22 protein-coding genes and 2 tRNA genes are annotated in these 26,156 nt (G+C 71.8%); 14 read left to right on the plus strand and 10 right to left on the minus strand.

Going from position 1 to position 26,156, the window contains the following annotated elements; translation table 11 throughout:
* Positions 1-13: 13 nt before the first annotated feature.
* From OG251_RS20410 to OG251_RS20435, 6 genes are all read right to left on the minus strand, one after another.
* A complete protein-coding gene (locus tag OG251_RS20410) occupies positions 14-640 on the minus strand; it encodes a hypothetical protein (RefSeq protein ID WP_326678541.1) in 627 nt (208 codons plus the stop codon).
* Positions 637-1,818: a phage recombination protein Bet gene (gene bet / locus OG251_RS20415; RefSeq protein ID WP_326678542.1), complete on the minus strand. Its 1,182-nt coding sequence runs from the start codon at positions 1,816-1,818 to the stop codon at positions 637-639. Before bet ends, OG251_RS20410 begins: the two co-directional genes overlap by 4 nt.
* Positions 1,815-2,243, minus strand: coding sequence for a hypothetical protein (locus tag OG251_RS20420; protein ID WP_326678543.1), 429 nt, complete (start codon positions 2,241-2,243; stop codon positions 1,815-1,817). Before OG251_RS20420 ends, bet begins: the two co-directional genes overlap by 4 nt.
* On the minus strand, positions 2,240-2,620 hold the full coding sequence (locus OG251_RS20425; protein WP_326678544.1) for a hypothetical protein: 381 nt from the start codon (positions 2,618-2,620) through the stop codon (positions 2,240-2,242). The genes OG251_RS20420 and OG251_RS20425 overlap by 4 nt, the downstream gene beginning before the upstream one ends.
* Before the next feature lie 65 nt (positions 2,621-2,685).
* Positions 2,686-2,871, minus strand: a complete 186-nt coding sequence (locus OG251_RS20430; RefSeq protein ID WP_326678545.1) for a hypothetical protein — start codon at positions 2,869-2,871, stop codon at positions 2,686-2,688.
* Complete coding sequence (locus tag OG251_RS20435; protein ID WP_326678546.1) at positions 2,868-3,071, minus strand: helix-turn-helix domain-containing protein; 204 nt, start codon at positions 3,069-3,071, stop codon at positions 2,868-2,870. Before OG251_RS20435 ends, OG251_RS20430 begins: the two co-directional genes overlap by 4 nt.
* Positions 3,072-3,321: 250 nt before the next feature.
* On the opposite strand from OG251_RS20435, the gene OG251_RS20440 reads away from it, so the two are divergent.
* From OG251_RS20440 to OG251_RS20455, 4 genes are read left to right on the plus strand one after another with little or no spacing between them, the layout of a single operon-like run.
* Positions 3,322-3,759, plus strand: a complete 438-nt coding sequence (locus OG251_RS20440) for a helix-turn-helix domain-containing protein (protein ID WP_326678547.1) — start codon at positions 3,322-3,324, stop codon at positions 3,757-3,759.
* A gap of 22 nt (positions 3,760-3,781) precedes the next feature.
* Positions 3,782-4,132, plus strand: coding sequence for a hypothetical protein (locus OG251_RS20445; protein WP_326678548.1), 351 nt, complete (start codon positions 3,782-3,784; stop codon positions 4,130-4,132).
* 1 nt (position 4,133) lies between these two features.
* Positions 4,134-5,957, plus strand: a complete 1,824-nt coding sequence (locus OG251_RS20450; protein ID WP_326678549.1) for a recombinase family protein — start codon at positions 4,134-4,136, stop codon at positions 5,955-5,957.
* Entirely contained in the window at positions 5,839-7,476 is a 1,638-nt protein-coding gene (locus OG251_RS20455; protein WP_326681329.1) for a long-chain fatty acid--CoA ligase, read from the plus strand. Before OG251_RS20450 ends, OG251_RS20455 begins: the two co-directional genes overlap by 119 nt.
* 219 nt (positions 7,477-7,695) lie before the next feature.
* Here the strand turns inward: OG251_RS20455 and OG251_RS20460 are convergent, their stop codons facing one another.
* Together OG251_RS20460 and OG251_RS20465 are read right to left on the minus strand one after the other, a co-directional pair.
* The gene (locus OG251_RS20460) at positions 7,696-12,015 is read right to left on the minus strand and encodes a PAS domain-containing protein (RefSeq protein WP_326678550.1); all 4,320 of its coding nucleotides are present in this window, start codon (positions 12,013-12,015) and stop codon (positions 7,696-7,698) included.
* A 235-nt stretch (positions 12,016-12,250) separates the two neighbouring features.
* Positions 12,251-12,760, minus strand: coding sequence for an SSI family serine proteinase inhibitor (locus OG251_RS20465; protein ID WP_326678551.1), 510 nt, complete (start codon positions 12,758-12,760; stop codon positions 12,251-12,253).
* Positions 12,761-13,141: 381 nt separating this feature from the next.
* Between OG251_RS20465 and OG251_RS20470 the strand changes: the two genes are divergently transcribed.
* The 10 genes from OG251_RS20470 (at position 13,142) to OG251_RS20515 (ending at position 24,567) form a co-directional block, all read left to right on the plus strand.
* A tRNA-Ser gene (locus OG251_RS20470) sits at positions 13,142-13,232 on the plus strand.
* Between the two features lie 273 nt (positions 13,233-13,505).
* Positions 13,506-13,578: transfer RNA gene (locus OG251_RS20475), tRNA-Arg, on the plus strand.
* Positions 13,579-13,655: 77 nt separating this feature from the next.
* Positions 13,656-14,594: a DUF2797 domain-containing protein gene (locus OG251_RS20480; protein WP_326678552.1), complete on the plus strand. Its 939-nt coding sequence runs from the start codon at positions 13,656-13,658 to the stop codon at positions 14,592-14,594.
* Positions 14,595-14,631: 37 nt separating this feature from the next.
* Entirely contained in the window at positions 14,632-15,504 is an 873-nt protein-coding gene (locus OG251_RS20485) for an amidohydrolase family protein (protein ID WP_326678553.1), read from the plus strand.
* Between the two features lie 65 nt (positions 15,505-15,569).
* Complete coding sequence (locus OG251_RS20490; RefSeq protein ID WP_326678554.1) at positions 15,570-16,313, plus strand: response regulator transcription factor; 744 nt, start codon at positions 15,570-15,572, stop codon at positions 16,311-16,313.
* Between the two features lie 172 nt (positions 16,314-16,485).
* On the plus strand, positions 16,486-18,237 hold the full coding sequence (locus OG251_RS20495; RefSeq protein WP_326681330.1) for a sensor histidine kinase: 1,752 nt from the start codon (positions 16,486-16,488) through the stop codon (positions 18,235-18,237).
* Positions 18,238-18,263: 26 nt separating this feature from the next.
* Entirely contained in the window at positions 18,264-19,628 is a 1,365-nt protein-coding gene (locus OG251_RS20500; RefSeq protein ID WP_326678555.1) for a bifunctional glycosyltransferase family 2/GtrA family protein, read from the plus strand.
* Positions 19,625-21,844, plus strand: a complete 2,220-nt coding sequence (locus OG251_RS20505) for an ArnT family glycosyltransferase (RefSeq protein ID WP_326678556.1) — start codon at positions 19,625-19,627, stop codon at positions 21,842-21,844. The genes OG251_RS20500 and OG251_RS20505 overlap by 4 nt, the downstream gene beginning before the upstream one ends.
* A gap of 269 nt (positions 21,845-22,113) precedes the next feature.
* A complete protein-coding gene (locus OG251_RS20510; RefSeq protein WP_326678557.1) occupies positions 22,114-23,697 on the plus strand; it encodes a DHA2 family efflux MFS transporter permease subunit in 1,584 nt (527 codons plus the stop codon).
* A 93-nt stretch (positions 23,698-23,790) separates the two neighbouring features.
* Positions 23,791-24,567: a TetR/AcrR family transcriptional regulator gene (locus OG251_RS20515; RefSeq protein ID WP_326678558.1), complete on the plus strand. Its 777-nt coding sequence runs from the start codon at positions 23,791-23,793 to the stop codon at positions 24,565-24,567.
* Between the two features lie 65 nt (positions 24,568-24,632).
* On the opposite strand, the gene OG251_RS20520 is transcribed toward OG251_RS20515, so the two are convergent.
* Both OG251_RS20520 and OG251_RS20525 read right to left on the minus strand, forming a co-directional pair.
* Positions 24,633-25,598, minus strand: a complete 966-nt coding sequence (locus OG251_RS20520; protein WP_326678559.1) for an NAD(P)-dependent oxidoreductase — start codon at positions 25,596-25,598, stop codon at positions 24,633-24,635.
* A gap of 7 nt (positions 25,599-25,605) precedes the next feature.
* The gene (locus OG251_RS20525) at positions 25,606-26,076 is read right to left on the minus strand and encodes a PPOX class F420-dependent oxidoreductase (protein ID WP_326678560.1); all 471 of its coding nucleotides are present in this window, start codon (positions 26,074-26,076) and stop codon (positions 25,606-25,608) included.
* Positions 26,077-26,156: the final 80 nt, after the last annotated feature.

Genomic DNA, 26,156 nt, shown 5'->3' on the forward strand with positions numbered 1-26,156 from the left:
CCTGCGGGGGTGGCTACGCGGCGGCCGACTGATCGTCGGCCAGTGCGGCGGGGAGGGCGGGCGGCGCGTCCGTGCTGATCAGCCCGGCAGCGACCGCCTGCGCGGCCAGCTCGCGGCCGTCGAGCGGCTGTGACTTGCTGGTGCGGGTGAACGCCCACTTGAAGTGGGCGCGGCGCTTGGGTTTGATCGCCACGCCCGGCACCTTGTGCACGACGCCGGACTCCGGGTCGGCGTACTCGGTGACGGTGGCGGCGTTCACGGCGGCCAACACGCGGTCGATGAACGCTGCGTCGACAACGACCTCCGTACGGGCCGGAATCACCTTGAAGCCCCAGTACTCCGGGTAGGTGTCCCGCACCCACGCGGCGAATCGGTCGCGGTCGGTGACCTCCGCGTCGGCCTGCCCGGGGATGCGCGTGACGGTGGCGAACTTCGTCTCGCCGTCCGGGAGCGTGACCTCGGCCTTCGTGCTCTTGGTGGCCTTGTACTGCTGCGCGAGCAGTGCGGACGCGTCGGCGTCGACCTCGGCGAACATGGCCTTGGCGCGGTCAAGCTGGGCTTGCATCGTTTGCCGGTGCCGGAGCACGGCGGCGAGGTACGCGGGGTCGGGTGCCTGCGGCTTCTCCTCGACGGCGGTCACTGGGCACCCCCGGCGGCGGCCTCGATGCGCTCGCGGAACAGGTCGAGCTGCGCCGCGGCAGCCTGCGCGATGGGCAGACCGAACACCCTCTCGAAATCGCGGTCCAGGGTGGGGAGGTTGGCGCGGGACGCGGCGAGCCGGAGCGCGTTCTCGGCCTCGGCGGCCTTGTCCGCCGGGTCCTGCTCGGCGGCATCCAGGGGGGCGGCCCTGGTCTCGTCGGCGGGTCGGTATCCGTCGTCGTAGGCGCCCTCCTCGGCCATGGCATCCGACATGGAGTACGGGGAGGGGCCGACCGGGTTCGAGGCGGCCTGCTCGTGCGTCTTCGCTCCGGGCTTCGTCGCGCCGATGGCTGCGATTTCCTGCGCGGTTGCTGTGCCGGGGCCGAACTCGGCTGCGGCGGCGCGGTAGATCGTGCGCACGTCCTCGGCGGTCTCGGCGGCGCGCGCCTCGGCAAGGTAGTCGCGGCGCGGCGCGGCCGTGGCCCACTCGTCGGGCTCGGCCTGCTGCGCCCGTTGCATCTGCGGGGCCGGTGCGGCGTCGGTCGCGTTGTCGGCCTGGCCCATCTCTTCGGCTGTGTACACCCCGGCAAGGTCGTGCGGGAAAGCCTTTCGGAGTGCAAGCGCTTCGGCGCACTTCGCGATCTGGCCGGCGGGCATTTTCGCCCATAGACCTTTCGCGTTGCCGTCCGGGAAGGTCTGCACGTACTCACGGAACGTCGCCACAGCAGAGAATCGCTGGCCGTTCCGGATGACGGTCACTTTCGCGGCGGCCGGGGGCACCTCGGCCAACCACACGTCACGCCACCGGCCAGACGGGTCGCACCAGACGATGTCTTCGTAGCCGTACGTTCCGCCGGTCTGCGCGGTCACCCGCTGGGCGATGACGCGGTATCCGTCAATGCCGGTCTGCGGGGTGTAGACGTCCCGCCCGTCCTTCTTGCTGTACCGGCCGATCAGGTAGATCTGCCGGGAGAACGGGTCAAGGCCGGTGCGCTGGCACAGGTGCAGGAAGCCGGACAGCTCCGCACTGGTCACCTGCTGCTTGATGCCAGCCTGGCGGAGGACAGCGACCTGATCGGCCGTCCACGCGGTCTGCTCGGGGTGGATGGCGAGCGAGCCGCCAGGGGCGGGCTGGAGAGCGGCAGGCGCTTGCGGGCGCTCGGCAAGGGTCATCGTCATGAGCGGGTGGTCCTGTTCTTGGTGCAGCGGATGCGAGCGGTAAGGCGGGTCCAGCGAGCGCGTGGGGTAGCCGTCCGGCGGATGCGGGCGGCGAGCCGGTTCAGGCGGGTGGCGAATGCGACCGCGTCGCCCGGAGTGAGCAGCGGGTCCTTCTGGACCTCGTCGGGCAGCTCGGCAAACAGTGCCTCGCGGGTGCCGTCGGCCTCGGCGGCGCGCATCGACCGCTCGTACTCCGGCATGTCGAGGGAGCACTCGGCGAAGTCGAGGGCGAGCACGCGCACGGCGTGCCCGGCGAGCAGTCGGCCGACCGCGTCGGGGTCCTCGGTGTAGGTGATGGCGAGGGCGTCGATCAGCGGGGCGAGCAGCTGCTCGCCGACGGGCAGGCGAACGCGGTCACCGGCGGCGGTGAGCCCGGGGCGGATCACAGGAGCACCGGCGCGGTGTCGATGCCGAGTGCGGCCGGGGCGGTCGGGGTGGCGTCGACCATGCGCCCGGACTGCACGTAGTAGTCGTGGGCGGTGTCCTGGGCGGCGGGGAACGCGGCGCGGAGCAGGCGACCGGCCGCGCGGTGCGCGAGGTCGTCGCCGACGGGCTGCGCGAGGTCGTTCAGCAGCATCACGTGCGTGCCGTGCGTTCCGGCGGTTGTCACGGGGACCATGCACACGACGGCGACGCCGGGGGCGATCTGGTTGAGCTGGCGGCGGAGCACGCCGGTGCGGGTGACGTGGCGTCGGCCGGCCTGCCCGCCACGGATGGCGAGAGCGGCGCGGAGCGGGCGGCGGGTACTGTGCGTGGTGTTCACGAGTCGTGTCTCCTCACGGGTCGTGGTGGGCCGCCCCGGGCGCAATCCGGGGCGGCCCTTTGCTGTTATGCGGCGCGGTGGCCGGTGGTCTGCTGGTGGCGCTGCTCGCGTTCGAGTCGCCGCATGATCAGTTCGTGCTCCGGCGGCAGCCGTCCGGCGGTGCGGTCGGCGGCGATGCGGATGCGGGCCCGGTCGAGGACGGCGCGGGCCTCGGCGAACGCCTGCTCGCGGGTGATCGTGTCGTCGGTCATGCGGCGGGCCGGGTGAGCTGGCGGGCGGAGACGCCGTATGCGTGCTCGATTCGGGCGACTACGGCGGCCGACGGCGCGGTGTGGCCGTGCCACAGCCGCCAGCCGGTGTTTCGTGCAACCTTCAACCGCCGGGCAAGGTCTGACGGGGTGTGGTCTCCCATGTCGCGGGCGGCGGTGTGCAGCGCGGTGCGGTCATACATAGGGAACGTCCTTTCGTGGCCGGTACATTCCGTCCACGAGTGGAACGTTAGCACGGTGCGTGGACGATGCGGCCAATGGGAACGGTCCGTTCCCCTAACTCATTGACACCGGCTGACAAGCCGGGCACGATCGATAGTCAGTTCGAGTAAATTTGCACACGGGGGCTGGTATGTGTAAGCGCGGTGAAAATCCGGGGGGTAAAGCGGGGGCGGCGATGCGTCTACCATCCGTGGTCGGTATGTTCCATCCATGGAACATAGGGATGACGATGCGGCCGTACAGCAGGCCCGAGACTTCGGCCAGTGGCTTCACGACCAGTTGGTACGCCGCGGATACGAGATGTCCGCTCGCGGCGGGGGTCGCACGCGCTTCGCGGACGTCAGCGGCATCGGCCGCGCCACGATCAGTCGCATCCTCACCGGTCAGGGCGCCACAGATACCCGCGTCCTAGCTCAGCTCGCCGCGGCACTGGATGTGCCGCTCGCGGAAATTCTTGTTCGCGCCGGCATCCTCTCGGCTGACGAACTCCGCGCCGTGCAGACCCCCGGCGCCCGACGACACATCACACCCGACGAAGCAGCCGACGAGCTTGGAATCGATGACGCGCAGGCCAGGCGCCTTTTCATCTCCATGACCGAGACGCTACGTCACCAAGCGAATACCAACGGCGACGCCGTCGCCGACTAAGCACGAGCACGGAGGTCCCACCATGCGCACCATCCCGCCGGCCATCCTCGCCGTCTCGGCCGGAGTGTTTGTTGGCGCTGCTGGGCTCCTCCCCACCCCCCGAACCGATCTGCTTCTACCGGTGGGCATCCTCGGCACCCTCGCCGCGCTGCCCGCTGTCACCTGCTGGGCCCAACGCCGCGCCCACCAGACCACGGCTGACCAACTTGCCGACGCGCACACGGCCGGATACCGCATGGCACTCGACCACGTCGCCCGCGGACTCCTGGAGCCGACCCCGACCGGCGATGGTCACCGCGCCACACCCGAAAACGTCCGGTGGCTGCACGCCCGCAGCATCACCGGCCCGCACGATGAACGGAAAGCACTGTGACATGAGGGATGTACCAGCAACCTTCCAGGGCTCGACCGTCGACGATGACGGCGAGCCCTGGCTCGGTTACATCAGGGTCAGCACATGGCGCGAGGAAAAAATCTCGCCCGAAATTCAGCGTGACGCAATCCTCGAATTGGCCAAGCGCACCAACCGCCGCATCGTCGGATGGGTCGAAGACCTCGACGTGTCCGGGAGGCACTTCAGGCGCAAGATCATGAAGTGCATCGAGCGGGTTGAGGCAGGCGAAGTACGCGGCGTCGCCGTCTGGAAATACTCCCGCTTCGGGCGTGATCGCACTGGCAACGCCGCGAACTTGGCCCGCCTGCAACAGGCAGGTGGCGAGCTGGAATCCGCAACTGAGCCGGTTGACGCCACGACCGCAATCGGACGGTTTCAGCGGGGGATGATCCTCGAATTCTCCGCGTTCGAGAGCGACCGCGCCGGCGAGCAGTGGCGAGAGACGCACGATCACCGGAAGTACAAGTTGGGGCTGCCCGCGCAGGGTCGAAAGCGCTTCGGCTACATCTGGCACAAGCGATGGGACGAAGCGGCCGGCACGCTACAGAAAGAGTGGTACGAGCCGGAAACCGTATCCGCCGGCCCTGCTATCGCCGACCGATACCGCGAGTACGTCGCAGGCGACGGATTTGGCATCCTGGCCATTCGGCTCAACACGGATGGGCACCGCACCACGCAGGGCACCCTGTGGACAACAGACACCCTCGCGCGCTATATGGACAGCGGCTTTGCGGCCGGTCTGCTCCGGGTCCATGACCCGGAATGCCGGTGCGGCAAGAAGAACGGCACCTGCCGCATCCGCATCTACATCCAGGGGGCCCAAGAAGAACTGATCGACTACGGCCTCTGGGAGGCATATCGCAAGCGCCGCGCCGAAGTCGCCGCGACGTACCCGCGGTCCCGGGTCGGAATCTATGAGCTGACCGGTCTACCGAAGTGCGGCGGGTGCCGCAAGGGCACCAGCCTGAACGCGAGGCGAGGCCACAACGGCTCCCACGAGACGGGCTTTGCCTACCGGTGCAGCCTGCGGGCCAAGGCCGGACCCCTCGCCTGTGATGGCGTCCTGGTGCCGCGCAACCTCGTAGAAGCCGAGGTCTATCGGTGGCTGAAGCGCGAAGGGGCCGCGGGAATAGACGGCTCACCTGCCACGGATCTGCGCCGTGCCCCTCGCGACGACCGCGCCGCCCATGCGCGAGCACGGGTACGCGCCCAAGCTGATGTGGACAAGCAGTCGGCGGCCCTCGCCAGGCTCCGCGCCGACTATGCAGCCGACCCCGATGACTATGGCCCCGGAGAGTACGAAGCCGCGGCCGGACTCATTCGGTCCAAGCGCGCCGCCGCTCAATCGGCCCTCGACAATCTACCGGCCGAAGTCGAGCCGCTGCCCGACCGCGCCGAGTTCGAGCCCCTGATCAGCAGCACACTCACCGAATGGCCCGTACTCATCACCCCGGAGCGCAACGCACTGCTTCGCAAGCTCCTGCGGCGGGTTGTGCTCATCAGGCACGGATCGGCGAGCGCGGACGTGGAAATCGTGATGCATCCACGATGGGAGCCGGACCCATGGGCAGTGATTCCGGGGCAGGTCGTCAGAAATGAGCTACCCGCAGGTAGTGACATACCGCGCGGTATGACGCCAGAATCACCGGATACCCACCAAGCGGAGGTACCCGGTGCAGAGCACAATGCAAGACATCCCGCTGTTGATTTCACGCATCCTGACGCACGGCTCGACCGTACACAGGAACTCGCAGGTCACGACCTGGACCGGCGAGGCGGAGCCGCACCGGCGCACCTTTGGTGAGATCGGCGCCCGCGCCGCACAGCTCGCCCATGCCCTGCGCGACGACCTCGGCATGACCGAGGGAAGTGTTTTGGGAACACTCATGTGGAACAACGCCGAGCACGTGGAGGCGTATCTCGCCATTCCCTCCATGGGCGCCGTGCTCCACACCCTCAACCTCCGGCTGCCCGCCGAACAGCTGGTCTGGATCGTCCAGCACGCCGACGACAAGGTGGTGATCGTCAACGGTTCGCTGCTGCCGCTCCTCGTGCCGCTGCTTCCCCACCTGCCGTCCATCGAGCACGTGATCGTCTCGGGCCCCGGCGACCGCTCGGGCCTCGCCGGTGTCGCGCCGCGCGTGCACGAGTACGAGGAACTGATCGCGGGCCGCCCCACCGCGTACGACTGGCCCGAGCTGGACGAACGCCAGGCCGCCGCCATGTGCTACACCTCCGGCACCACCGGCGACCCCAAGGGCGTCGTCTACTCCCACCGCTCCATCTACCTGCACTCCATGCAGGTCAACATGGCCGAGTCGATGGGGCTGACGGACAAGGACACCACTCTCGTGGTGGTCCCCCAGTTCCATGTGAACGCCTGGGGCCTGCCGCACGCCACTTTCATGACCGGCGTCAACATGCTCATGCCGGATCGTTTCCTCCAGCCCGCCCCGCTCGCCGACATGATCGAGCGGGAGCGGCCGACCCACGCCGCCGCGGTGCCCACCATCTGGCAGGGCCTGCTCGCCGAGGTCACGGCCCGCCCGCGCGACCTCACCTCGATGGCCAACGTCACCATCGGCGGCGCCGCCTGTCCGCCCTCCCTGATGGAGGCGTACGACAAGCTCGGCGTCCGGCTCTGCCACGCCTGGGGCATGACGGAGACCTCACCGCTGGGCACCATGGCCAACCCGCCCGCCGGGCTCGGCGCCGAGGAGGAGTGGCCCTACCGCATCACCCAGGGCCGCTTCCCCGCCGGGGTCGAGGCACGCCTGGTCGGTCCCGGTGGCGAGCACCTGCCGTGGGACGGCGAGTCGGCCGGTGAGCTGGAGGTCCGCGGCGCCTGGATCGCCGGGGCGTACTACGGCGGTGCGGACGGTACGCATCTGCGCCCCGAGGACAAGTTCAGTGAGGACGGCTGGCTGAAGACCGGCGATGTCGGCGTGATCAGCACCGACGGCTTCCTCACCCTCACCGACCGGGCCAAGGACGTCATCAAGTCCGGGGGCGAGTGGATCTCCAGCGTCGAGCTGGAGAACGCGCTGATGGCGCATCCGGATGTCGCGGAGGCCGCCGTCGTCGCCGTCCCTGACGAGAAGTGGGGCGAGCGCCCGCTGGCGACCGTCGTCCTCAAGGAAGGCGCCACTGCCGAGTACGAGGCGCTGAAGGCGTTCCTCGCGGAGTCCGGCATCGCCAAGTGGCAGCTGCCGGAGCGCTGGACGATCATCCCGGCGGTACCGAAGACGAGCGTCGGCAAGTTCGACAAGAAGGTGATCCGCAAGCAGTACGCGGACGGCGAGCTGGACATCACCCAGCTCTGACGCGACCGGAAGCACGCGACCGGCGGCACGCGACCGGAAGCATTCGACCGGCAGCACGCGACCGGCGGTGTTCGACCGGCAGCACGCCGACCGGCGACGCGCGCCCGTCGGCGTACGCGCACGAGGGCGGTACGGGAAACTCCGTACCGCCCTCGTGCGTGCCGTGCCGCGTGCTCCGGTCCTCGCCACCGATCCGGGCGAGGACCTAGGACGGCGACCTCAGTTGGTGCCTATCTTCGCCAGCAGGTCGACGATGCGGGACTGCACCTCTTCGCTGGTGGAGCGTTCCGCCAGGAAAAGGACGGTTTCGCCGGAGCTGAGCCTCGGCAGTTCCGCCCGGTCCATCCCGGCCGAGGTGTAGACGACGAGCGGGGTGCGGTTCAGCTGGCCGTTCGCGCGCAGCCAGTCGATGATCCCGGCGCGCCGGCGACGTACCTGCATCAGGTCCATCACCACCAGGTTCGGCCGCATCCGGGTGGCCAGGTCGACCGCCTCGCTGTCGGCGGCGGCCCGCCCGACCTGCATCCCGCGCCGCTCCAGCGTCTCGGTGAGGGCCAGCGCGATCTCCTCGTGCTCCTCGATCAGGAGGACCCGCGGGGGGTGCTGCTCGCTGTCGCGCGGGGCGAGGGCCTTGAGGAGTACGGCCGGATCGGCGCCGTACGCCGCTTCCCTGGTCGCCTGCCCCAGACCGGCCGTGACCAGCACCGGAACCTCGGCTGCCACGGCCGCCCGGCGCAGCGACTGCAAGGCGGTACGGGTGATGGGCCCGGTCAGCGGGTCGACGAAGAGCGCGGCGGGGAACGCCGCGATCTGGGCGTCGACCTCCTCGCGGGAGTTCACGATCACCGGACGGTAGCCGCGGTCGCTGAGCGCCTGCTGGGTGGAGACGTCGGGCGCGGGCCAGACGAGCAGCCGGCGCGGGTTGTCCAGCGGCTCGGGGGGCAGCTCGTCGTCGACCGGCCGCGGCTGCGGGCGGTTGGCGACCTCGACGGCGCCACCGGGGCCGTCCAGCGGCTCCGGTCCCTCGGCGCCCTCGTCGGGGGCGCCTATCGCGTACGCGCGCCCCTCGGCGGCGTGCGGCGGCAGCAACTGACCGGAACCCGGTCCCGTGCCACCGGCTGCCGTGCCGCCGGGCGGGGTGCCACCGGGCTGAGCGGCGCCCGGCTGAGCGGCGCCGGGCCTGCTGCCGGCCGGCTGGGTACCGGCGGCCGGGCCACCAGGGGCCTGCGCCGTACCGGTCGGTGCCGTACCGGTCTGTGCCGTACCGGTCTGTGCCGCGCCGCTCTGTGCCGCGCCGCTCTGGGGAGCCGGACGCTCACCCTCCGGCGGGGCGGCGAGCTTACGGCGCCGTCCGGCACCGCCGGCGCTCTGGTTCTGCTGGTGCGCGAGGTTCTGCGCGAAGGGCACACCCTGCCCGAGCGTCCGCACGCTGAAGGCCCGCCCCTGTGTCGAGTCCGACGACCCGGACATCGGAGCCTCGGCGGGCAACGGCTGCCTGCGCGCGTCCCCCGCGGGACCGCCCGCCCCGCCGTCGGCCGGGTGAGGTGCTGCGGCGTTGCCCGTGGTGCCGGTGGTGTGCGTGGTGCGGTCGAGGCCCGCCCAGGACACGTCGTCCGGCCCGTCGTCCAGAGCGTCGTCGGGTCCGTGGCCCGGCGCGGCTTCCGGCGTTCCGACGGGAGGCGCGGCGTGCGGTGCCGCGGACCGGCCCTCCGGTCCGTCGACGTCGTCGTGCACCGTCAGTGCGGCCGGTCCCTGCCCCGACACGCCGCCCCGCGCCCAGTCGGGCCCAGCGGGGTGTGCCTGCGGCGGGGTGTGGTCGGCTCCCGGTGCGGTACGCACGGCGTCGTGCCGCACCTGCCGCTCCGGGACCTCCCGGCCCGACGGAGCTCCGTGGCCCGACGGAGCTCCGTGGTTCGCCTGGCCTGCCTGACCTGTCTGACCTGCCTGGTCCTCCTGGCCTTCCTGGTACGGGGCGCCCTGCACACCGCCGACGGGCGGCGCGGGCGGGGCGGTCCGGTCGGCGTCGGCGGGCGGAAGGGCGAACGCGGTACGCGGCCCCATCGCCTCGGCCGCCGCGGAACGCTCCTGCGCCGCCGACAGCGCGCGTCGGGCACGCCGCCCACCGGGCTGTGCGGCACCCGTGCCGGCCCCGGCGTCGACGGGCGCGTCGGCGTCGGCGCTGCCGGCCGCGAGAGCCGGAAGCGCGGGCCGGTCCTCCCCGTCGCGGCGTGCGCGACGCCCGGAGGGCGATACCGGAAGCTGTGCCTCGGACGGCACGCCCTGCGGCGGTACGGTCTGTCCGCGCTGCGGGCGTCCGCCGCCCTGGGCACCCTCCGCCGCCGTGACGACCGAGCCTTCGGAGGGGGCGGACGGATCGGCCGGCGGCGCGGCGGCCCCCGCGGGCAACGCCAGCGCCCTTCCCTGCTGCTGTCCCTGCTGCCGGCCGGACTGCCCGGCCTGCTGGTCCTGCCCGGTGACCTGCCCGGCCCGGCCCGTGGGGGAGGCCACCGACCCGGTCTCCGCCGGGCTGGGACGGCCGCGCCTGCGCCCGGAGCCCTCGCCCTGCTGGGCCGGGATCAGTTCCTGGGCCTGCTGCTCTTCGTCCGGCGCCGCGGGCCCACGACGCGCCCTGCGACGCCCCGTCGGTTCGGCGGCCGCGGTGTCCTCGGCCCGAGCCGCGCCCACCGGGCTCTCCAGGAAGGCATCGGTCGAGGACCGGCGGGCCCGGCGCCGCCCGCCGCTCGTGGCCTCCGGAACAACAGCCTCCGCAACAACCGCCGCCTCCGGAACGGCCCCCTCCGGAACGGCGGCCTCCGTACCGGCCACCTCCGCCCCGAAAGGCTCCGCCCCGAACGCCTCCGGCGCCACCGTCGGAGGCGCCACGGTCCCCGAGCCCGTGCCGAGCGGCACTTCGAGGACGTACGCGCTGCCGCTCATGCCCGGCACCTCGTGCGTCTGGAGCACCCCGCCGTGCGCCCGTACGATCCCGCGCACGATCGGCTCGTGCACCGGGTCGCCCCCGGAGAACGGACCGCGCACCTCGATACGTACGACGTCACCACGCTGCGCGGCGGCCACGACCACGGTCGAGTCGACATAGCCGCCGCCCGGAACCAGCCGGGCCTTGCCGGTGGAGTCGACGCCGGCCACGTCCGCGACCAGATGAGCGAGGGCCGTCGCCAGCCGCCGCGCGTCCACCTCGGCCTCGATCGGCGGGGCGTGCACCGCGAACTGCGCGCGTCCGGGCCCGATCAGCTCGACCGCCCCGTCGACCCCCGCCGCCACGACCGCGTCGAGCAGGGCGGGCGCCTTGGCGAGACCCTCCGTACCCGCGTCGAGACGCTGGTAGCCCAGCACGTTGTCGACGAGCGTCGTCATCCGGGCGTAGCCGGCGGCCAGGTGATGCAGGATCTGATTGGCCTCGGGCCAGAGCTGGCCCGCCGGGTCGGCGGCGAGCGTGGACAGCTCGCCGCGCAGCTCCTCCAGCGGTCCGCGCAGCGATTCGCCGAGGACGGCCGTGAGCTGGAGGTGCCGGCCGTTCAGCGCGGCGATGTGCTCGGCCTGCTCCTCCAGCTCGGACGCGTACCGCTCGGTCCTGTCGGCCAGTTCGGTGGCGTGCCGCTCGGTGAGCGCGGCGATCTCGGCGGTGTGCCGTTCGGTCAGCGCGGCGACCTCGGCGGTGTGGCTCGCGGTCAGTTCGTTGACGGACGCCTCGTGCTGATCGGCGAGCTCCTGCTGGGGCCTGCGGTCGGTGAACGTCATCACGGCGCCGACGAGCTGGTCCCCGTCGCGTACCGGTGCGGTCGTCAGGTCCACCGGCACCTGCGCACCGCTCTTGGACCAGAGCACCTGGCCGCGCACGCGGTGCTTGCGCCCGGACTTGAGGGTGTCGGCGAGCGGCGACTCCTCGTACGGGAACGGCTCGCCCTCCGCACGCGAGTGCAGGATCAGCGGGTGCAGCTCCTGACCGCCCAGATCGCTCGCCCGGAAGCCGAGGATCTGCGCGGCGGCGGGGTTGACCAGGACGACCCTGCCGTCGTTGTCCGTGCCCACGACGCCTTCGGACGCGGCCCGCAGGATCATCTCGGTCTGGCGCTGCGAACGGGCCAGCTCGGCCTCGGTGTCGACGGTGCCCGAGAGATCACGTACGACGAGCATCAGCAGCTCGTCGCCGGTGTAGCTCGCGTGGATGTCGTTGTACTCGGCCTGTCCGCTGTCCAGGCTCGCGCTGGTGACCTCGACGGGATACTCGTTGCCGTCGGTGCGCCGCGCGATCATCCGCGTCGGCCTGGTCCTGCCCTGCTCGTCCGCAGCCTCCGGCCGGCGCATCGACCCCGGGATCAGCTTGGAGTCGAACTCCGGAAGCAGATCGAGCAGTCCGCGCCCGACGAGCGCGGTGCCCGGGGTCTCGAACATTTCGAGGGCGATGGTGTTGGCGTTGACGACCGTGCCGTTGCAATTGACGAGCAGAAGCCCGTCCGGGAGGGCGTCGAGTATGGCTGCGAGGCGAGCAGCGCCTCGGGATGGCCTGCTGCTCACGACGACGCTTCCTCCCTGGTTACCGCACCTTGCCGACAGCGGGCCCCATCTTGCCCCTCGGGCCGCAGGCTGTCACTGGAGGAGTCTAAAGGCTGGGGAGGGCCGAGGGGCGGCGGATGAGGGGGAGCTCTCACCAAGGTTCTGTGCACGGCGGGTACACCCCCGGTCGGTTACATGACCGCCCGCACACCCTGTGACGTGCGCGAACACAGGGCGGCGGGCCTGGTACGGACGGCTACTTGACGGTCGGCAGCACCGGAACGAGGTTGTTCCAGCGCGAGATCTCGCAGCCGTTCGCCCGGCTCAGCGACGTGTCGACCCGCTGTCCCTGCCAGGTTCCGACGATGCGCGCGCCGGCCGGCCCGCCGTCCATCTGGGTGCACATCGCGTCCTGGGGCGTCGGCGCGAACAGCTCCTCGCCCGCCTTCGCCGCCTCCGCCAGCCGGTCGCAGGCCCCCTGCCGCTGCGGGTGGCTGCCCCCGGTCGGCCCGCACTCCAGCTCGAACGTTCCGTCGGCGGCCCGGTTGCCGGACGAGGAGACCGTCACCGTCAGCCGGGTCTGCCCCGTGTTCGCCGGGTGGTACACGCCGCCCAGCTCCTGGAACAGCGGGAGGTGCTGGAACGACGGCAGCGGCGGGATCGGCATGGTCAGCGACCCCGCGGCCGTCGCGGCGGGAGCGGCGGCGGACAGCACGGCGAGGGAGGCGAGGGAAACGGCGGCGGTTCGGGTGAGACGGCGCAGCATGCGGGGCTCCTGTGCTCTGACACGACGGGCTCGGTGGAGGGCGGCGGACAGCGACGGCGACCAACGGGCCGTCACCCCGTCACCCCGCCTCCTCTAACGCTCCGGACGCCGCGACGTTGCGCCCCGAGGGCGCGCCCCGACGTTGTGCGACGTCGGTGTGCGACATCGGTGTGCAACGTCGGGTGAAGGCTTCGGGTGAGGGCTTCGGGCGAAGGCGGCGGACGATGACGGTCAGCGAAGGCGGTGGGTGAAGGCGGCGGGCGATGCCCGAATGCTTTGCCCTGGCGCCCGCATGCCTAGTACCGTGGGCGGCGATTGGTGACAGCGCGCTCGTCTGTGTCATCATCTGCACGCACCACTCGCGTCCGCGCGGGGTGTGCTGGAGGCGTCGCCTAGTCCGGTCTATGGCGCCGCACTGCTAATGCGGTTTGGGTTTTAAAGCCCATCGAGGGTTCAAATCCCTCCGCCTCCGCTCGAACACCGAAGCCCCGTGCCCCTGGCACGGGGCTTCGGTCGTCTCCGGCCGGACACGCCGCTCGCGGGTCGGCACGGGGTGAGTACGGGGTCGGCACGGCGTCGGCGCGACGGGAGAGCGCCGGGGCGGCCGGGAGGATGGCCGAGATACGCCTCAGAATGGTGTTTTCGCAGGTCAGAGGCCATATGACTAATGGATTTCGCGTCACGGCGCAGGTCATGTAATGTTGTTCCCGCAACGCCGACCAGGCAGAAAAGCCCGGAACGCCAAGCACTCGTAGCTTAACGGATAGAGCATCTGACTACGGATCAGAAGGTTGCAGGTTCGAATCCTGCCGAGTGCACAGCAGGCCAGAGGCCCCCAGGAGAAATCCTGGGGGCCTCTCGCGTTGTGATTCACGGAGGGCAGGGATATCGGCTCATGGGGTGGTGGTGCACCGGGCTGCGCTGGCCGGGGGAGGTGCCCGAGCTGGGGTGGCGCAAGGGGGCGGCCCGGCGGGTGAGTGTGCTCTCGTACGGGGCCGGGCTCGGGTTCCGGGCCGTGGGGGAGCGGCACTGTGTGGGGGCTCGGGGGAACGTGTGTCCGGTGGGGGCCGTGGTGCCCGTGCGGAGTACCGGAGCGCGGTGCGCGGAGTGTGCGCGGCTGGACCGGGCGCATTCGGTGGCCGCCGACACGATCGCCGATGACCCGCGTACGTACCGCGTCTATCTCGCCTGGTTCGGGCCCGGAATGGTCAAGGTCGGGATCACCGGGGAGGAGCGCGGGGCGGCGCGGCTGCGGGAGCAGGGGGCCGTGGTGTTCAGCTGGCTGGGGCGCGGGCCCCTGATGGCGGCGCGGCGGACCGAGGAGGTGCTGCGGGCCGCGCTCGGGGTGCCGGACCGGATTCCGTACGCGAGGAAGCGGGCCGTGCGCGGGACGCTGCCGGGTGCCGGGGAGCGGGGCGAGGAGGTGGCGGAGCTGTACCGGCGGGCCGTCGCGCTGGAAGGGGACGGCTGGCCGGAGTCGTTGGAGCGGCTGCCCTTCGAGGCGGTCGATCATCTGGGGCTGTTCGGGCTGGAGGGCGCGCCCGGGGCGGTCAGGGCCGTGAGCGCGCTGGCGGACGGCGGTGTCGTCGCGGGGCGGCTCCTCGCGGCGGCCGGGCCCGATCTGCATCTGGCGACGACCGGGCCGGGCGGCGGTGGGGTGGTGGTGCTGGACACCCGGCTGATGAGCGGGTGGGAGCTCTCGGGGGTCGGCGCCGGAGAGGGCGAAGGGGGCGGGACCGGGGGCGACGCCGACGCCGGGGCCGGGGCCGGGGCCGGAGTGAGTGTGCCCACCATCGACATCGGGGGTGGCGGCGTGCAGGGTGGGTTGTTCTGAGGGCGGATCGGCCCTGGGGACAGGTGAGGGAGCGCACGTGGGGCAGGAACGGGACGATGTCGTGCGGTTCTGGGAGCGGCTGGGGCTGCCCGGGATCATCGATGTCCATACGCACTTCATGCCGGAGCGGGTCCTGCGCAAGGTGTGGGCGTACTTCGACTCCGCCGGGCCGCTGACCGGCATGGAGTGGCCGATCACCTACCGGCACGACGAGGACGAGCGGCTGGCCCTGCTGCGTTCGTTCGGGGTGCTCCGTTTCACCTCGATGCTCTATCCGCACAAGGCGGGGATGGCCCGCTGGCTGAACGGCTGGGCCAAGGACTTCGCCGGGCGGGTGCCCGACTGTCTGCACACCGCCACCTTCTTTCCGGAGGAGGGCGTCGAGCGGTATGTGAAGGAGGCCGTCGAGGACGGGGCGCGGGTCTTCAAGTCGCACCTCCAGGTCGGCGCGTACGACCCGAACGACCCGCTCCTGGAGCCCGTCTGGGGACTGCTGGCGGAGGCCGGAGTTCCGGTGGTGATGCACTGCGGGTCCGGGCCCGCCCCGGGCGCGTACACCGGGCCCGAGCCGATCGCCGGGCTGCTGTCGCGGCATCCCCGGCTGCCGCTCGTGGTGGCGCACATGGGGATGCCGGAGTACGCCGAGTTCATGGCGCTGGCCGAGGTGTACCCGCAGGTCCGCCTCGACACGACGATGGCGTTCACGGACTTCACCGAGGGGTTCACCCCCTTCCCGGCGGCGGAACGGGGGCGGCTCGCGGATCTCGGTGACCGCATCCTGCTGGGAACCGACTTCCCGAACATTCCCTACCCGTACGTCCATCAACTGCACGCGCTGGAGCGGCTGGAGCTGGGCGACGCGTGGTTGCGGGGCGTGTGCCACGGGAACGCGAGCGCACTGTTCGGCTGAGGTTTCTCAGGGAATTCACAGGAATGGGTCAGGCGGCTCTCAGGCGGGCCTCACAGGGTGGAGGCATGACGACGACCTCGCCCCAGGGGCGTACCGAGATGCTCAGGCCGGACCGCAACCCCGTGCGCGTCCTCATCGTGGACGACGAGGCACCGCTCGCCGAGCTGCTCTCCATGGCCCTACGGTACGAGGGCTGGGACGTGCGCAGCGCCGGTGACGGTGCCGGAGCCGTACGGGCCGCCCGTGATTTCCGCCCCGACGCGGTGGTTCTCGATGTGATGCTGCCCGATATGGACGGGCTCTCCGTGCTCGGCCGGCTGCGGCGGGAGTACTCCGACGTCCCGGTGCTCTTCCTGACCGCGCGGGACGCCGTGGAGGACCGGATCGCGGGGCTCACCGCGGGCGGCGACGACTATGTGACCAAGCCGTTCAGCCTGGAGGAGGTCGTGGCGCGGCTGCGCGGGCTGATCCGGCGCTCGGCCACGGCGGCAGCGGCGGTACGCAGTGAGTCGACGCTCGTCGTCGGGGACCTGGTGCTGGACGAGGACAGCCATGAGGTGAGCCGGGGCGAGGACTCGATCCACCTCACGGCCACCGAGTTCGAGCTGCTGCGTTTCCTGATGCGCAATCCGCGCCGGGTGCTCAGCAAGGCCCAGATCCTGGACCGGGTGTGGAACTACGACTTCGGCGGCCAGGCCAACGTCGTCGAGCTCTACATCTCGTACCTCCGCAAGAAGATCGACGCGGGACGGACGCCGATGATCCACACCCGGCGTGGGGCGGGGTATCTGATCAAGCCCGGGGAGTAGGCCGGTGCGCACCCCTGTGGGCGGACCCGTGGGCGGCACGGTGCGCGGACCGTCGCGGGCGGGTGGCCCGGCGCGGAAGCCGCCGAGGCTGCGGAAGCCGGGGGCGCCGCGGAAGTTGCGGAACCTGCTGAAGCCGGGGGCGCTGCGGAAGTTGCGGAAGCCGCGGAACCTGCTGAGGCCGGGGGCGCCGCGGAAGCCCTGGACGCTGCGGACCCGGCTCGTCGTGTCCGCCGTCTCTCTCATCGCCGTCGTCGCCGCCGTGATCGGCTCGGTCACCGCCATCGCCTTCCACAGCTACATGTACGGCAAGCTCGACGATCAGCTGCACTCCATCGCCGTACGCGCGGAGCGGCCGCCCGGCCCCTCGCCGCTCGTCGCCGGGCTCCGCGCCGCCGGACCGCTGGGCTTCATCGGCGGGGGCGGTCAGCCCTTCGGCACCCTCGGGGCCGTCGTCGTCGACGGGACCGTCACCGAGTCGAAGGTGGTCGAGGACAGCGGTCAGCGCGCCCAGGAGAGTGCCGAGCCGCTGACCGGCGCCCAGCGGGCCGCGCTGGAGAACGCGCTGGCCGACGGGCTCATGGACGGGCTGCGGGACGGGCCCGACGCCTCTGGACCGGGTGCCGGCGGAGAGGCGCGGGGCATCGATCTGCCCGGCCTCGGCGGCTATCGGGTGGAGGCCGTCGCCACCTCCGACGGGGACACTGTCCTCGTCGGCATCCCGAGCGACGAGGTGAGCAGCGCCCTCACCACCCTGATCCTCGTCGAGGTCTGTGTCACCGCGGCCGGACTGATCGCCGCCGGTATCGCGGGCGCCGCCATGGTCCCCGTGGCCCTGCGTCCGCTGCGCCGGGTCGCCGCCACCGCGACCCGCGTCTCCGAACTCCCCCTGCACAGCGGTGAGGTGGCCCTGTTCGAACGTGTCCCGGACGCCGAGGCCGACCCCCGTACCGAGGTCGGGCAGGTGGGCGCCGCGCTCAACCGGATGCTGGGACACGTCGGTTCGGCGCTGGCGGCGCGGCAGGACAGCGAGATGCGGGTACGGCAGTTCGTCGCCGACGCCAGCCATGAGCTGCGCACCCCACTGGCCTCGATCCGCGGGTACGCCGAACTGACCAGGCGCGGCCGTGAGGACACCGGCCCCGACACCCGTCACGCACTGGGCCGGATCGAGTCCGAGGCGCAGCGGATGACGGGGATGGTGGAGGATCTGCTGCTGCTGGCCCGGCTCGATGCCGGACGGCCGCTCAGTTACGAGAGCACTGATCTGCTGCCGCTCGTCGTCGACGCGGTGAGCGATGCGCGCGTCGCGGGCGAAGCGGGCGGCGGGCCCGGGGCCGGGAGCGGCGGAGGACCGGGCGGCGGGCCCGGAGCCGTACATCACTGGCGGCTGGAGCTGCCGGACGCCCCCACGACCGTACGGGCCGATCCGGCCCGCATCCAGCAGGTGCTGGTCAACCTCCTGGCCAACGCCCGTACGCACACCCCGGCAGGGACCACCGTCACCGTCCGGGTGCGGGCGGCCTCCGCCGACCTGCCCCGGGTGACGCTGGAGGTCGAGGACGACGGGCCCGGCATCCCGGCCGGACTGCTGCCGCATGTCTTCGAACGGTTCGCGCGTGGCGACGCCTCGCGCTCACGCGGCGCGGGGTCCACCGGGCTCGGGCTCGCCATCGTGCAGGCCGTCGTCACCGCGCACGGCGGCCGGGTGGAGGTGCGCTCGGAGCCCGGACGCACGGTCTTCGCCGTCCAGCTGCCCGCCGACCCGGCCGCTACGGGCTCCGGTACGGGATCCGGTACGGGATGCGCCACACGCTCCGGTACGGGATCGGCTCCGCGCTCCGTTACGGATCCCGGCGCAGGGCCCGGCACCGGGCTCGGCGAAGGCGGCTCACAGGGTGGACACAGGCTCATCACACCGGTGTGACAGCGCGGTTGGCGAATGTCGATGACATGCGAACCGACAGCCTCCGGAGCAGCGGCAGCGGCCACAGCGGCAGCGACGACAGCAGCGTCAGCAGTGGCAGTGGCAGTGGCAGTGGCAGTGGCAGTGGCAGTGGCGACAGCCTGCCGGCCAGGGAACATCTCCTGGCAGGCGAGGCCGATGCGGCCGGTGCCCCCGTGCTCGACATCGTGGTTCCCGTCCACAACGAGGAGAAGGACCTCGAACCGTGCGTACTGCGGCTGCACGACCATCTGGCCCGCACGTTCCCGTACCCCTTCCGCATCACCGTCGCGGACAACGCGAGCACCGACCGCACGCCCCGGGTGGCGGCCGCGCTCGCGGCGGCCATCCCGGAAGTGCGCTCGTACCGGCTGGAGGAGAAGGGGCGCGGCCGGGCGCTGCGTACCGTGTGGTCGCACTCCGACGCCCCGGTCCTCGCCTACATGGACGTCGACCTCTCGACCGACCTCAACGCACTGCTCCCGCTGGTCGCCCCCCTGATCTCCGGCCATTCCGACCTGGCCATCGGGTCGCGGCTGGCGCGCAGTTCGCGGGTGGTGCGCGGGTCGAAGCGTGAGTTCATCTCGCGGGCCTACAACCTCATACTGCGTTCGTCGCTGGCCGCACGGTTCAGCGACGCCCAGTGCGGATTCAAGGCGATACGGCGCGAGGTCGCCCAGCGGCTGCTGCCGATGGTCGAGGACACCGGGTGGTTCTTCGACACCGAGATGCTGGTGCTCGCCGAACGGGCCGGGCTGCGCATCCACGAGGTGCCGGTCGACTGGGTCGACGACCCCGACTCGACCGTCCACATCGTGCGGACGGCGACCGAGGACCTGAAAGGCGTGTGGCGGGTGGGGCGGGCCCTGGCCGTCGGCGCACTGCCGCTGGACCGGCTGGCCCGGCCCTTCGGCGACGACCCGCGCGACCGCGCCCTGCCCGGGGTGCCGGGCGGGCTGGCCCGCCAACTGGTCGGGTTCTGTGTCGTGGGGGCCCTCTCCACCCTCTTCTATCTGGCCCTGTACTCGCTGTTCCGGACGGGCTTCGGGCCGCAGTTCGCCAACGGGGGCGCGCTGCTGGTGTCGGCCGTCGCCAATACGGCGGCCAACCGGCGGCTCACCTTCGGCGTACGCGGCCGGGGCGGCGCCGTACGCCACCAGGCGCAGGGGCTCGTCGTCTTCGCCATCGGTCTCGCCCTGACCAGCGGCTCGCTCGCCGCGCTGGGGGCGGCATCCGGCTCGCCCTCGCACGGCACGGAACTCGCCGTCCTGATCGCGGCCAACCTCGCGGCGACGGTGCTGCGCTTCCTGCTCTTCCGCGCCTGGGTCTTCCCGGACCGGCGTACCGAACACGAACTGGGGAACGTCCGATGACCACCCTGTACCCCGACCATGCCCCCGCCCCGCCCCCGGGCGACCCCGCCGCGCCCGGGCGCACCAGGGAGACGTTCGCGCGGCGCGCCCTGCGGGGCAGGCCGGACGACCCCCGCTGGGTACGGCCCGCCTTCCTCGGACTGCTGCTCGTCGTCGCGCTGACCTACCTGTGGAATCTCAGCGCCTCCGGTTACGCCAACTCCTTCTACTCCGCCGCCGTGCAGGCCGGCAGTCAGAGCTGGAAGGCGTTCTTCTACGGCTCGCTGGACGCCGCCAACGCCATCACCGTCGACAAGCCCCCGGCGACCCTCTGGCCGATGGCCCTGTCCGTGCGGCTCTTCGGGCTCAGCTCCTGGGCGATCCTCGTCCCGCAGGTGCTGATGGGCGTCGCCACGGCCGCCGTGCTGTACGCCGCCGTGCGCCGTCGCTTCAGCGCTGCCGCCGGGCTGATCGCCATGGCGGTCCTCGCGCTGACGCCGGTCGCGGCGCTGATGTTCCGCTTCAACAACCCGGACGCGCTGCTGGCGCTCCTGATGACCGTCACCGTCTGCTGCGTCCTGCGGGCGATGGAGAACGGGCGCACGAAGTGGCTGGTCTGGGCGGGGGCCGCGGTCGGGTTCGCGTTCCTGACGAAGACCTTGCAGGCGTTCCTGATCCTGCCGCCGCTGGCCGTGCTGTACGGGGTGTTCGCACCCGGTCCCGTACGCGGGAGGCTCGGCCAACTCGCCCTGTCCGCGCTCACGATGGTCGTCGCGGGCGGCTGGTGGGTGGCGATCGTCGAGCTGATGCCCGCCTCCTCACGGCCGTACATCGGCGGCTCCCAGAACAACTCGTTCCTGGAACTCACCTTCGGCTACAACGGACTCGGCCGGATCAACGGCGAGGAGACCGGCAGCGTCGGCGGTGGCGGTGGCGGTGGCGGTGGCGGTGGCGGTGGCTGGGGTGAGACCGGGGTCGGCCGGATGTTCAACTCCGAGATCGGCAGCCAGATCTCGTGGCTGCTGCCCGCCGCCCTGATCCTGCTCGCCGCGGGTGTCTGGCTGACCTGGAAGGCGAAGCGGACGGACACGGCGCGTGCGGCCTTCCTCGCCTGGGGCGGTTCGCTGCTGATGACCGCGGTCGTCTTCAGCTTCATGGCAGGGATCTTCCACCAGTACTACACGGTGGCCCTCGCGCCCTACGTCGCGGCGCTCGTCGGCATGGGCGCCACGGTCCTGTGGGAGGAACGGGCCAGGTGGTGGGCGGGCGGCGTGCTCGCCGTGACCGTCGCCGTCACGGTGATCTGGTCGTACGTCCTGCTGGGGCGCACCCCGGACTACCTGCCGTGGCTGCGCTGGGCCGTCCTGATCGGCGGTCTGGTGGCGTCAGTCGGCCTGCTGCTCGCCGGCCGGACGGGGCGGCGGCTCGCACTCGCCGTGGTGACTCTGGGCTTCGTCGCCTCGCTGGCGGGGCCGACGGCGTACACGATCAGCACGTTGGACACCGGACACCAGGGGTCGATCGTGACGGCGGGCCCCTCGGGGGCCGGCGGCATGGGCGGCCCGGGTGGCGGCGGCCGGGGCGGTCCCGGCGGTGGTGGTGACGGCGGCGGAATGCGTGGCGGGATGCGGCCTCCGGGGCAGGGGACCCAGCAGGGCAACCAGCAGGGCGGCGGTACGGGCCGGCCGCCGACCGGCGGTCAGCCGGGCCAGGGCCAGGGCCAGGGGCAGGGGCAAGGCCAGGGGCAGGGACAGGGCGGAATGCCCGGCACCGCTCCTGGCACCGCTCCCGGCACCACCGGCGAAGGCCGTATGGGCGGTGGCATGGGCGGCGGCATGGGCGGGGGCGGCATGGGCGGACTGCTCAACGGCTCGTCCGTCGGCGCGGAGGCCAGGAAGCTCCTGGAGAAGAACGCCGGAGACTACACCTGGGCCGCCGCGGCCATCGGCTCGCAGAACGCCGCGAGCTACCAGCTCGCCACCGGTGACCCGGTGATGGCGATCGGCGGCTTCAACGGCAGCGACCCGTCCCCGACGCTCGCCCAGTTCAAGAAGTACGTGGCCGACGGCCGGATCCACTACTTCATCTCGGGCGGCGGCGGAGGAAGCATGGGCGGCGGCGGTATGGGCGGCAGCGCCGGTACGTCCTCGCAGATCTCCTCGTGGGTGACGGAGAACTTCACGGAGGTCACCGTCGGCAGCTCCACCTTCTACGACCTGACCCGGCCCACCACCTGACCCGTACACCAGGCACCCCTCACCCCACCCCGACCCGGGCCGGAACATCCGGCCCGGGTCGGGCGCCTTCCGCCGCCCGGAACCACGCCGCCCCTACCGACGCCGAACCGCCCCCCCCGCTCCGACCGTGCAGCCCGCCCCGCCCGCGCACCCCCCGCCCAGGCCCGCTCGCGCGAAATCGACTTGTACGGCGTACAGGGCGTCCCATACGGTGTACAGCACTACGTCCCGTACACCGTACAAGTAGCGCTGGAGCGCAAGGAGCCCGCATGACGGCAACCGTCGCCGAGCAAAAAGACCTCGCCCCCCGGGGCCACCCGCAGCGCTGGCTGATTCTCGGCGTCATCTGCCTCGCCCAGCTCACCGTGCTGCTCGACAACACCGTCCTGAACGTCGCGATCCCCTCCCTGACCACGGAGCTGGACGCCTCCACCGCCGATGTGCAGTGGATGATCAACGCCTACTCGCTCGTCCAGTCGGGGCTGCTGCTCACCGCGGGCAGCTCGGCCGACCGCTACGGGCGCAAGAAGATGCTGGTCGCCGGGCTCGCCCTGTTCGGCGTCGGTTCGCTGGCGGCCGGGCTCTCGCAGTCCTCCGGCCAGCTCATCGCGGCCCGTGCCGGGATGGGCATAGGCGGGGCGCTGCTGATCACCACCACGCTCGCCGTCATCGTCCAGATCTTCGACGACAGCGAGCGCGTGAAGGCGATCGGCCTCTGGGCGACCGTCAACTCCCTCGGCTTCGCCGTCGGCCCGCTCCTCGGCGGGTTCATGCTCGACCACTACTGGTGGGGCGCGATCTTCCTGGTGAACATTCCGATCGCGGTGATCGGCCTGGTCGCCGTGGTCCGTCTCGTACCGGAGTCCAAGAACCCTCAGGGCGACCGCCCCGACCTGCTCGGCGCGCTGCTCTCCACCATCGGGATGACCGCGGTCGTGTACGCGATCATCTCCGGGCCGGAACACGGCTGGACCTCCGGCCGGGTGCTGCTGACCGCGTTCGTCGGGATCGCCGTCCTCGGCGGGTTCGTCCTGTGGGAGCTGCGCATCCCGAACCCGATGCTGGACATGCACTTCTTCCGGAACCAGAAGTTCGTCGGCGCGATCGGGGGCGCGATCCTGGTCGCCTTCGGGATGAGCGGATCGCTCTTCCTGCTCACCCAGCACCTGCAGTTCGTGCTCGGTTACGGGCCGCTGGAAGCCGGTCTGCGTACGGCTCCGCTCGCCCTCACCGTGGTCGCCCTCAACCTCACCGGCGTGGGCGCGCGCCTCGTTCCCCGGCTGGGGACGCCGCTCACCATCGCCAGCGGGATGACCTGCCTGGCAGCCGGTCTCGCGGCGATCGCCCTGCTCGGCAGCCACGACTACGCGGGCATGCTGCTCGGCCTGGTCGTGATGGGGGCGGGCATCTCGTTCGCCATGCCCGCGATGGCCAACGCCATCATGAGCGCCATCCCGCCGGAGAAGGCGGGCGTGGGCGCCGGGATCAACGGCACCCTCGGAGAGTTCGGCAACGGGCTCGGGGTCGCGGTGCTCGGCGCCGTGCTCAACTCCCGGTTCGCCGCCCTCGTGCCCGCCGCGGTCGGGGCCGCCTCGCTGCCCGCCGCACTCGCCGCCGCGGACAGCGAGTCGGAGGCGCAGGGCATCAAGGACGCGTTCGCCTCCGGTCTGGAGACCAGCCAGCTGGTCGGCGCCGTCGCGGTCCTGACCGGCGGTCTGATCGCCGCGGTGCTGCTGCGACGGGCGGAACGCGCCGAAGCCGCGGGCACGGGCACGGATTCCGGTTCCGCTTCCGGTACCGGCACTGACCGGGCGGGCTCCGCTCCGGCAGACTCGACCGGGTCGGCGGCATAGCATCGGACAGGACGCACGTACCGGATGTTCACCTTCCCGTACGTGCGTCCGCCACCGGCTCGTTTCCGCCGGCAAGACGAGGAGAGTGCGCCCATGGTGTCTGCGGCAGACCGTGCGAAGAACCCCGCGAGGACCAGTGTGTGGCTGGATCAACGGGTCTCCGCACGCGCCCGCAGGACCGACTCGCCGGAGGGCCTGGACCGGGACAAGATCACCGCGGCGACGGTCCGGCTGCTGGACGCCGAGGGCCTCGCCAAGTTCTCCATGCGCAGGCTCGCCGCCGAGCTGGACGTCACCGCGATGTCCCTCTACTGGTACGTCGACGCCAAGGACGACCTGCTGGAGCTGGCCATGGATTCGGTCTACGCCGAGATCGGGCCCCCGCACGAGTCCGCCGACTGGCGCGACCGGCTGCGCGAGCTCGCCCGCAGCTACCGCGAGCTGCTCGTCCGCCATGTCTGGGTGTCGCCGCTGGCCGGTCACTTCCTCAACATCGGCCCGCACTCCATGCTGTTCTCGTACGCCGTCCAGGACGTCATCCGGGCCACCGGACTCCCCCTGAAGCACCAGACGGGCGCGCTGGCCGCCGTCTTCCAGTTCGTCTACGGATTCGGCACCATCGAGGGCCACCTGCTGGAGCGGAGCAAGGGGGTGGGGCTCAGCCAGGACGAGTACTTCCGCCGGGCGGTGGCCGCGGTCCGGAGCCGGCCCGAGCTCAAGGAGATCGTCGACTCCTCGCAGGACCTGATGGACGCCCGCGGCGGCGAGACGGTCGAGGAGATGCGCGAGCGGGACTACGTCTTCGCGCTGGATCTGCTGGTCGCGGGCATCGAGGCGATGTGCGCCCGTGAGGATGCCACGGCTCCGTGACGGGCGGGGCGGGGCAGGTCTTTTGGGGGCCCCGCCCCCCGTAACGCCCGGGTCGCAGGCGGCCCTCAGTACCCCCGGCCCACGTCCACGGCGAGGCCGGGTACGCGGCCCGCGTGCAGATCGCTCCAGCACGCGGCGAAGTCCGCCGCCACGTCATCGGGGGCGGTGATCCCCGCGGAGTGCGAGGTGATCACCGTACGGGGCAGCTGCCAGCACGGGTCCCCGGGCGCGGCCGGCTCCTCGGGCAGCACATCGAGCACCGCCCGCCGCACCGAGCCGTCCCGCAGCGCGGTCTCCAGCGCCCCCGGGTCCACCGTCGCGCCCCGGCCCACATTGATGAACGTGGCCTCCCGGACGGCCGCGAACCGGTCCGCACCGAAGAACCCCTCCGTCGCACCGGTCAACGGCAGGGCGGAGACCACCCACCGCGCGGTGGTGAGCGCTCCGATGTCCTCGCCGGTCCCGATCACCCGGTCGAAACCCGGCGGCGGCACGGCACGCGCGGTACGGGCCACGCCCACCGTCCTGATCCCGCACCCGCGCAGCAGACCGGCGACGGCCGCCCCGATGCGGCCGGTTCCGTAGACGAGGGCCGTCTGCCCGGCGACCAGCTCGGACGGGATGCGACGCCACTCGGCCCGCGCGTGCTGGGCGGCGAACTCGGGCACGGACTGGCACTCGGCGAGCACCCAGGCCAGGACGTACTGGGCGATCCGCTCGCCCATCCGGCCGACGGTCCGGGTCAGCAGCGCTCCGGCGGGCCAGGCACCGGAGGCGAGCAGCGCGTCCGTCCCGGCGTTGACGCTGTGGAACCACACCGGACGGCCGGTGGCGCGCCAGGCGTCCGGGAGCGTGGCTCCCACGCACACGCAGGGGACGCCGTCCGGCGGGGCGCTGCCCATCGGCTCGGCGTGACGGCCGGTGATCCGCTCCAACGCGCGGACCAGGGAGGCGTCGAGGTCCGGGTCGACAAGGAGCCGGGCCCGCGCGAGCAGGTCCGGCCCCGGTATACCGCCGGCAGAGAGAGGCACGGGCCGGTCAGCTCTCGGGGGCCAGGCGGGCCGGGAAGCCGCCGGTGGCGATCGGGCTCCAGCGCTCCGGAGTGATCCGGATGATCGACTTCCCCTGCTTCACCATCGCGGCCCGGTACTCGTCCCAGTCCGGGTGCTCCCCGGAGATGTTCCGGAAGTACTCCACGAGCGGCTCGACCGAATCCGGTGAGTCGATCACCTCGGCCGAGCCGTCGATCTGCACCCACGGCCCGTTCCAGTCGTCCGACAGGACGATCACGCTGACCCGCTCGTCCCGCTTCGCGTTACGGGTCTTGGCCCGTTCGGGGTAGGTCGACATGACGATCCGGCCCGCGTCGTCGACGCCGCAGGTCAGCGGGGAGCCCTGGGGGCGGCCGTCGGACCGGGTGGTGAGCAGGACCGCCCGGTGCCGGGGCCGTACGAAAGCCAGCAACTCGTCGAGCTCCACGGCGGTGTTGGTCGCGATGTTGGATGCCATACGGCCAACCCTACGGCGGCACCAGGGCCCTACGAAGGCAGCGAACCGCCCCACGAAACCGGCGAACGCCTTACGGCACC

It is taken from the genome of Streptomyces sp. NBC_01237 (genome assembly GCF_035917275.1).
Classification (GTDB): Bacteria; Actinomycetota; Actinomycetes; order Streptomycetales; family Streptomycetaceae; genus Streptomyces.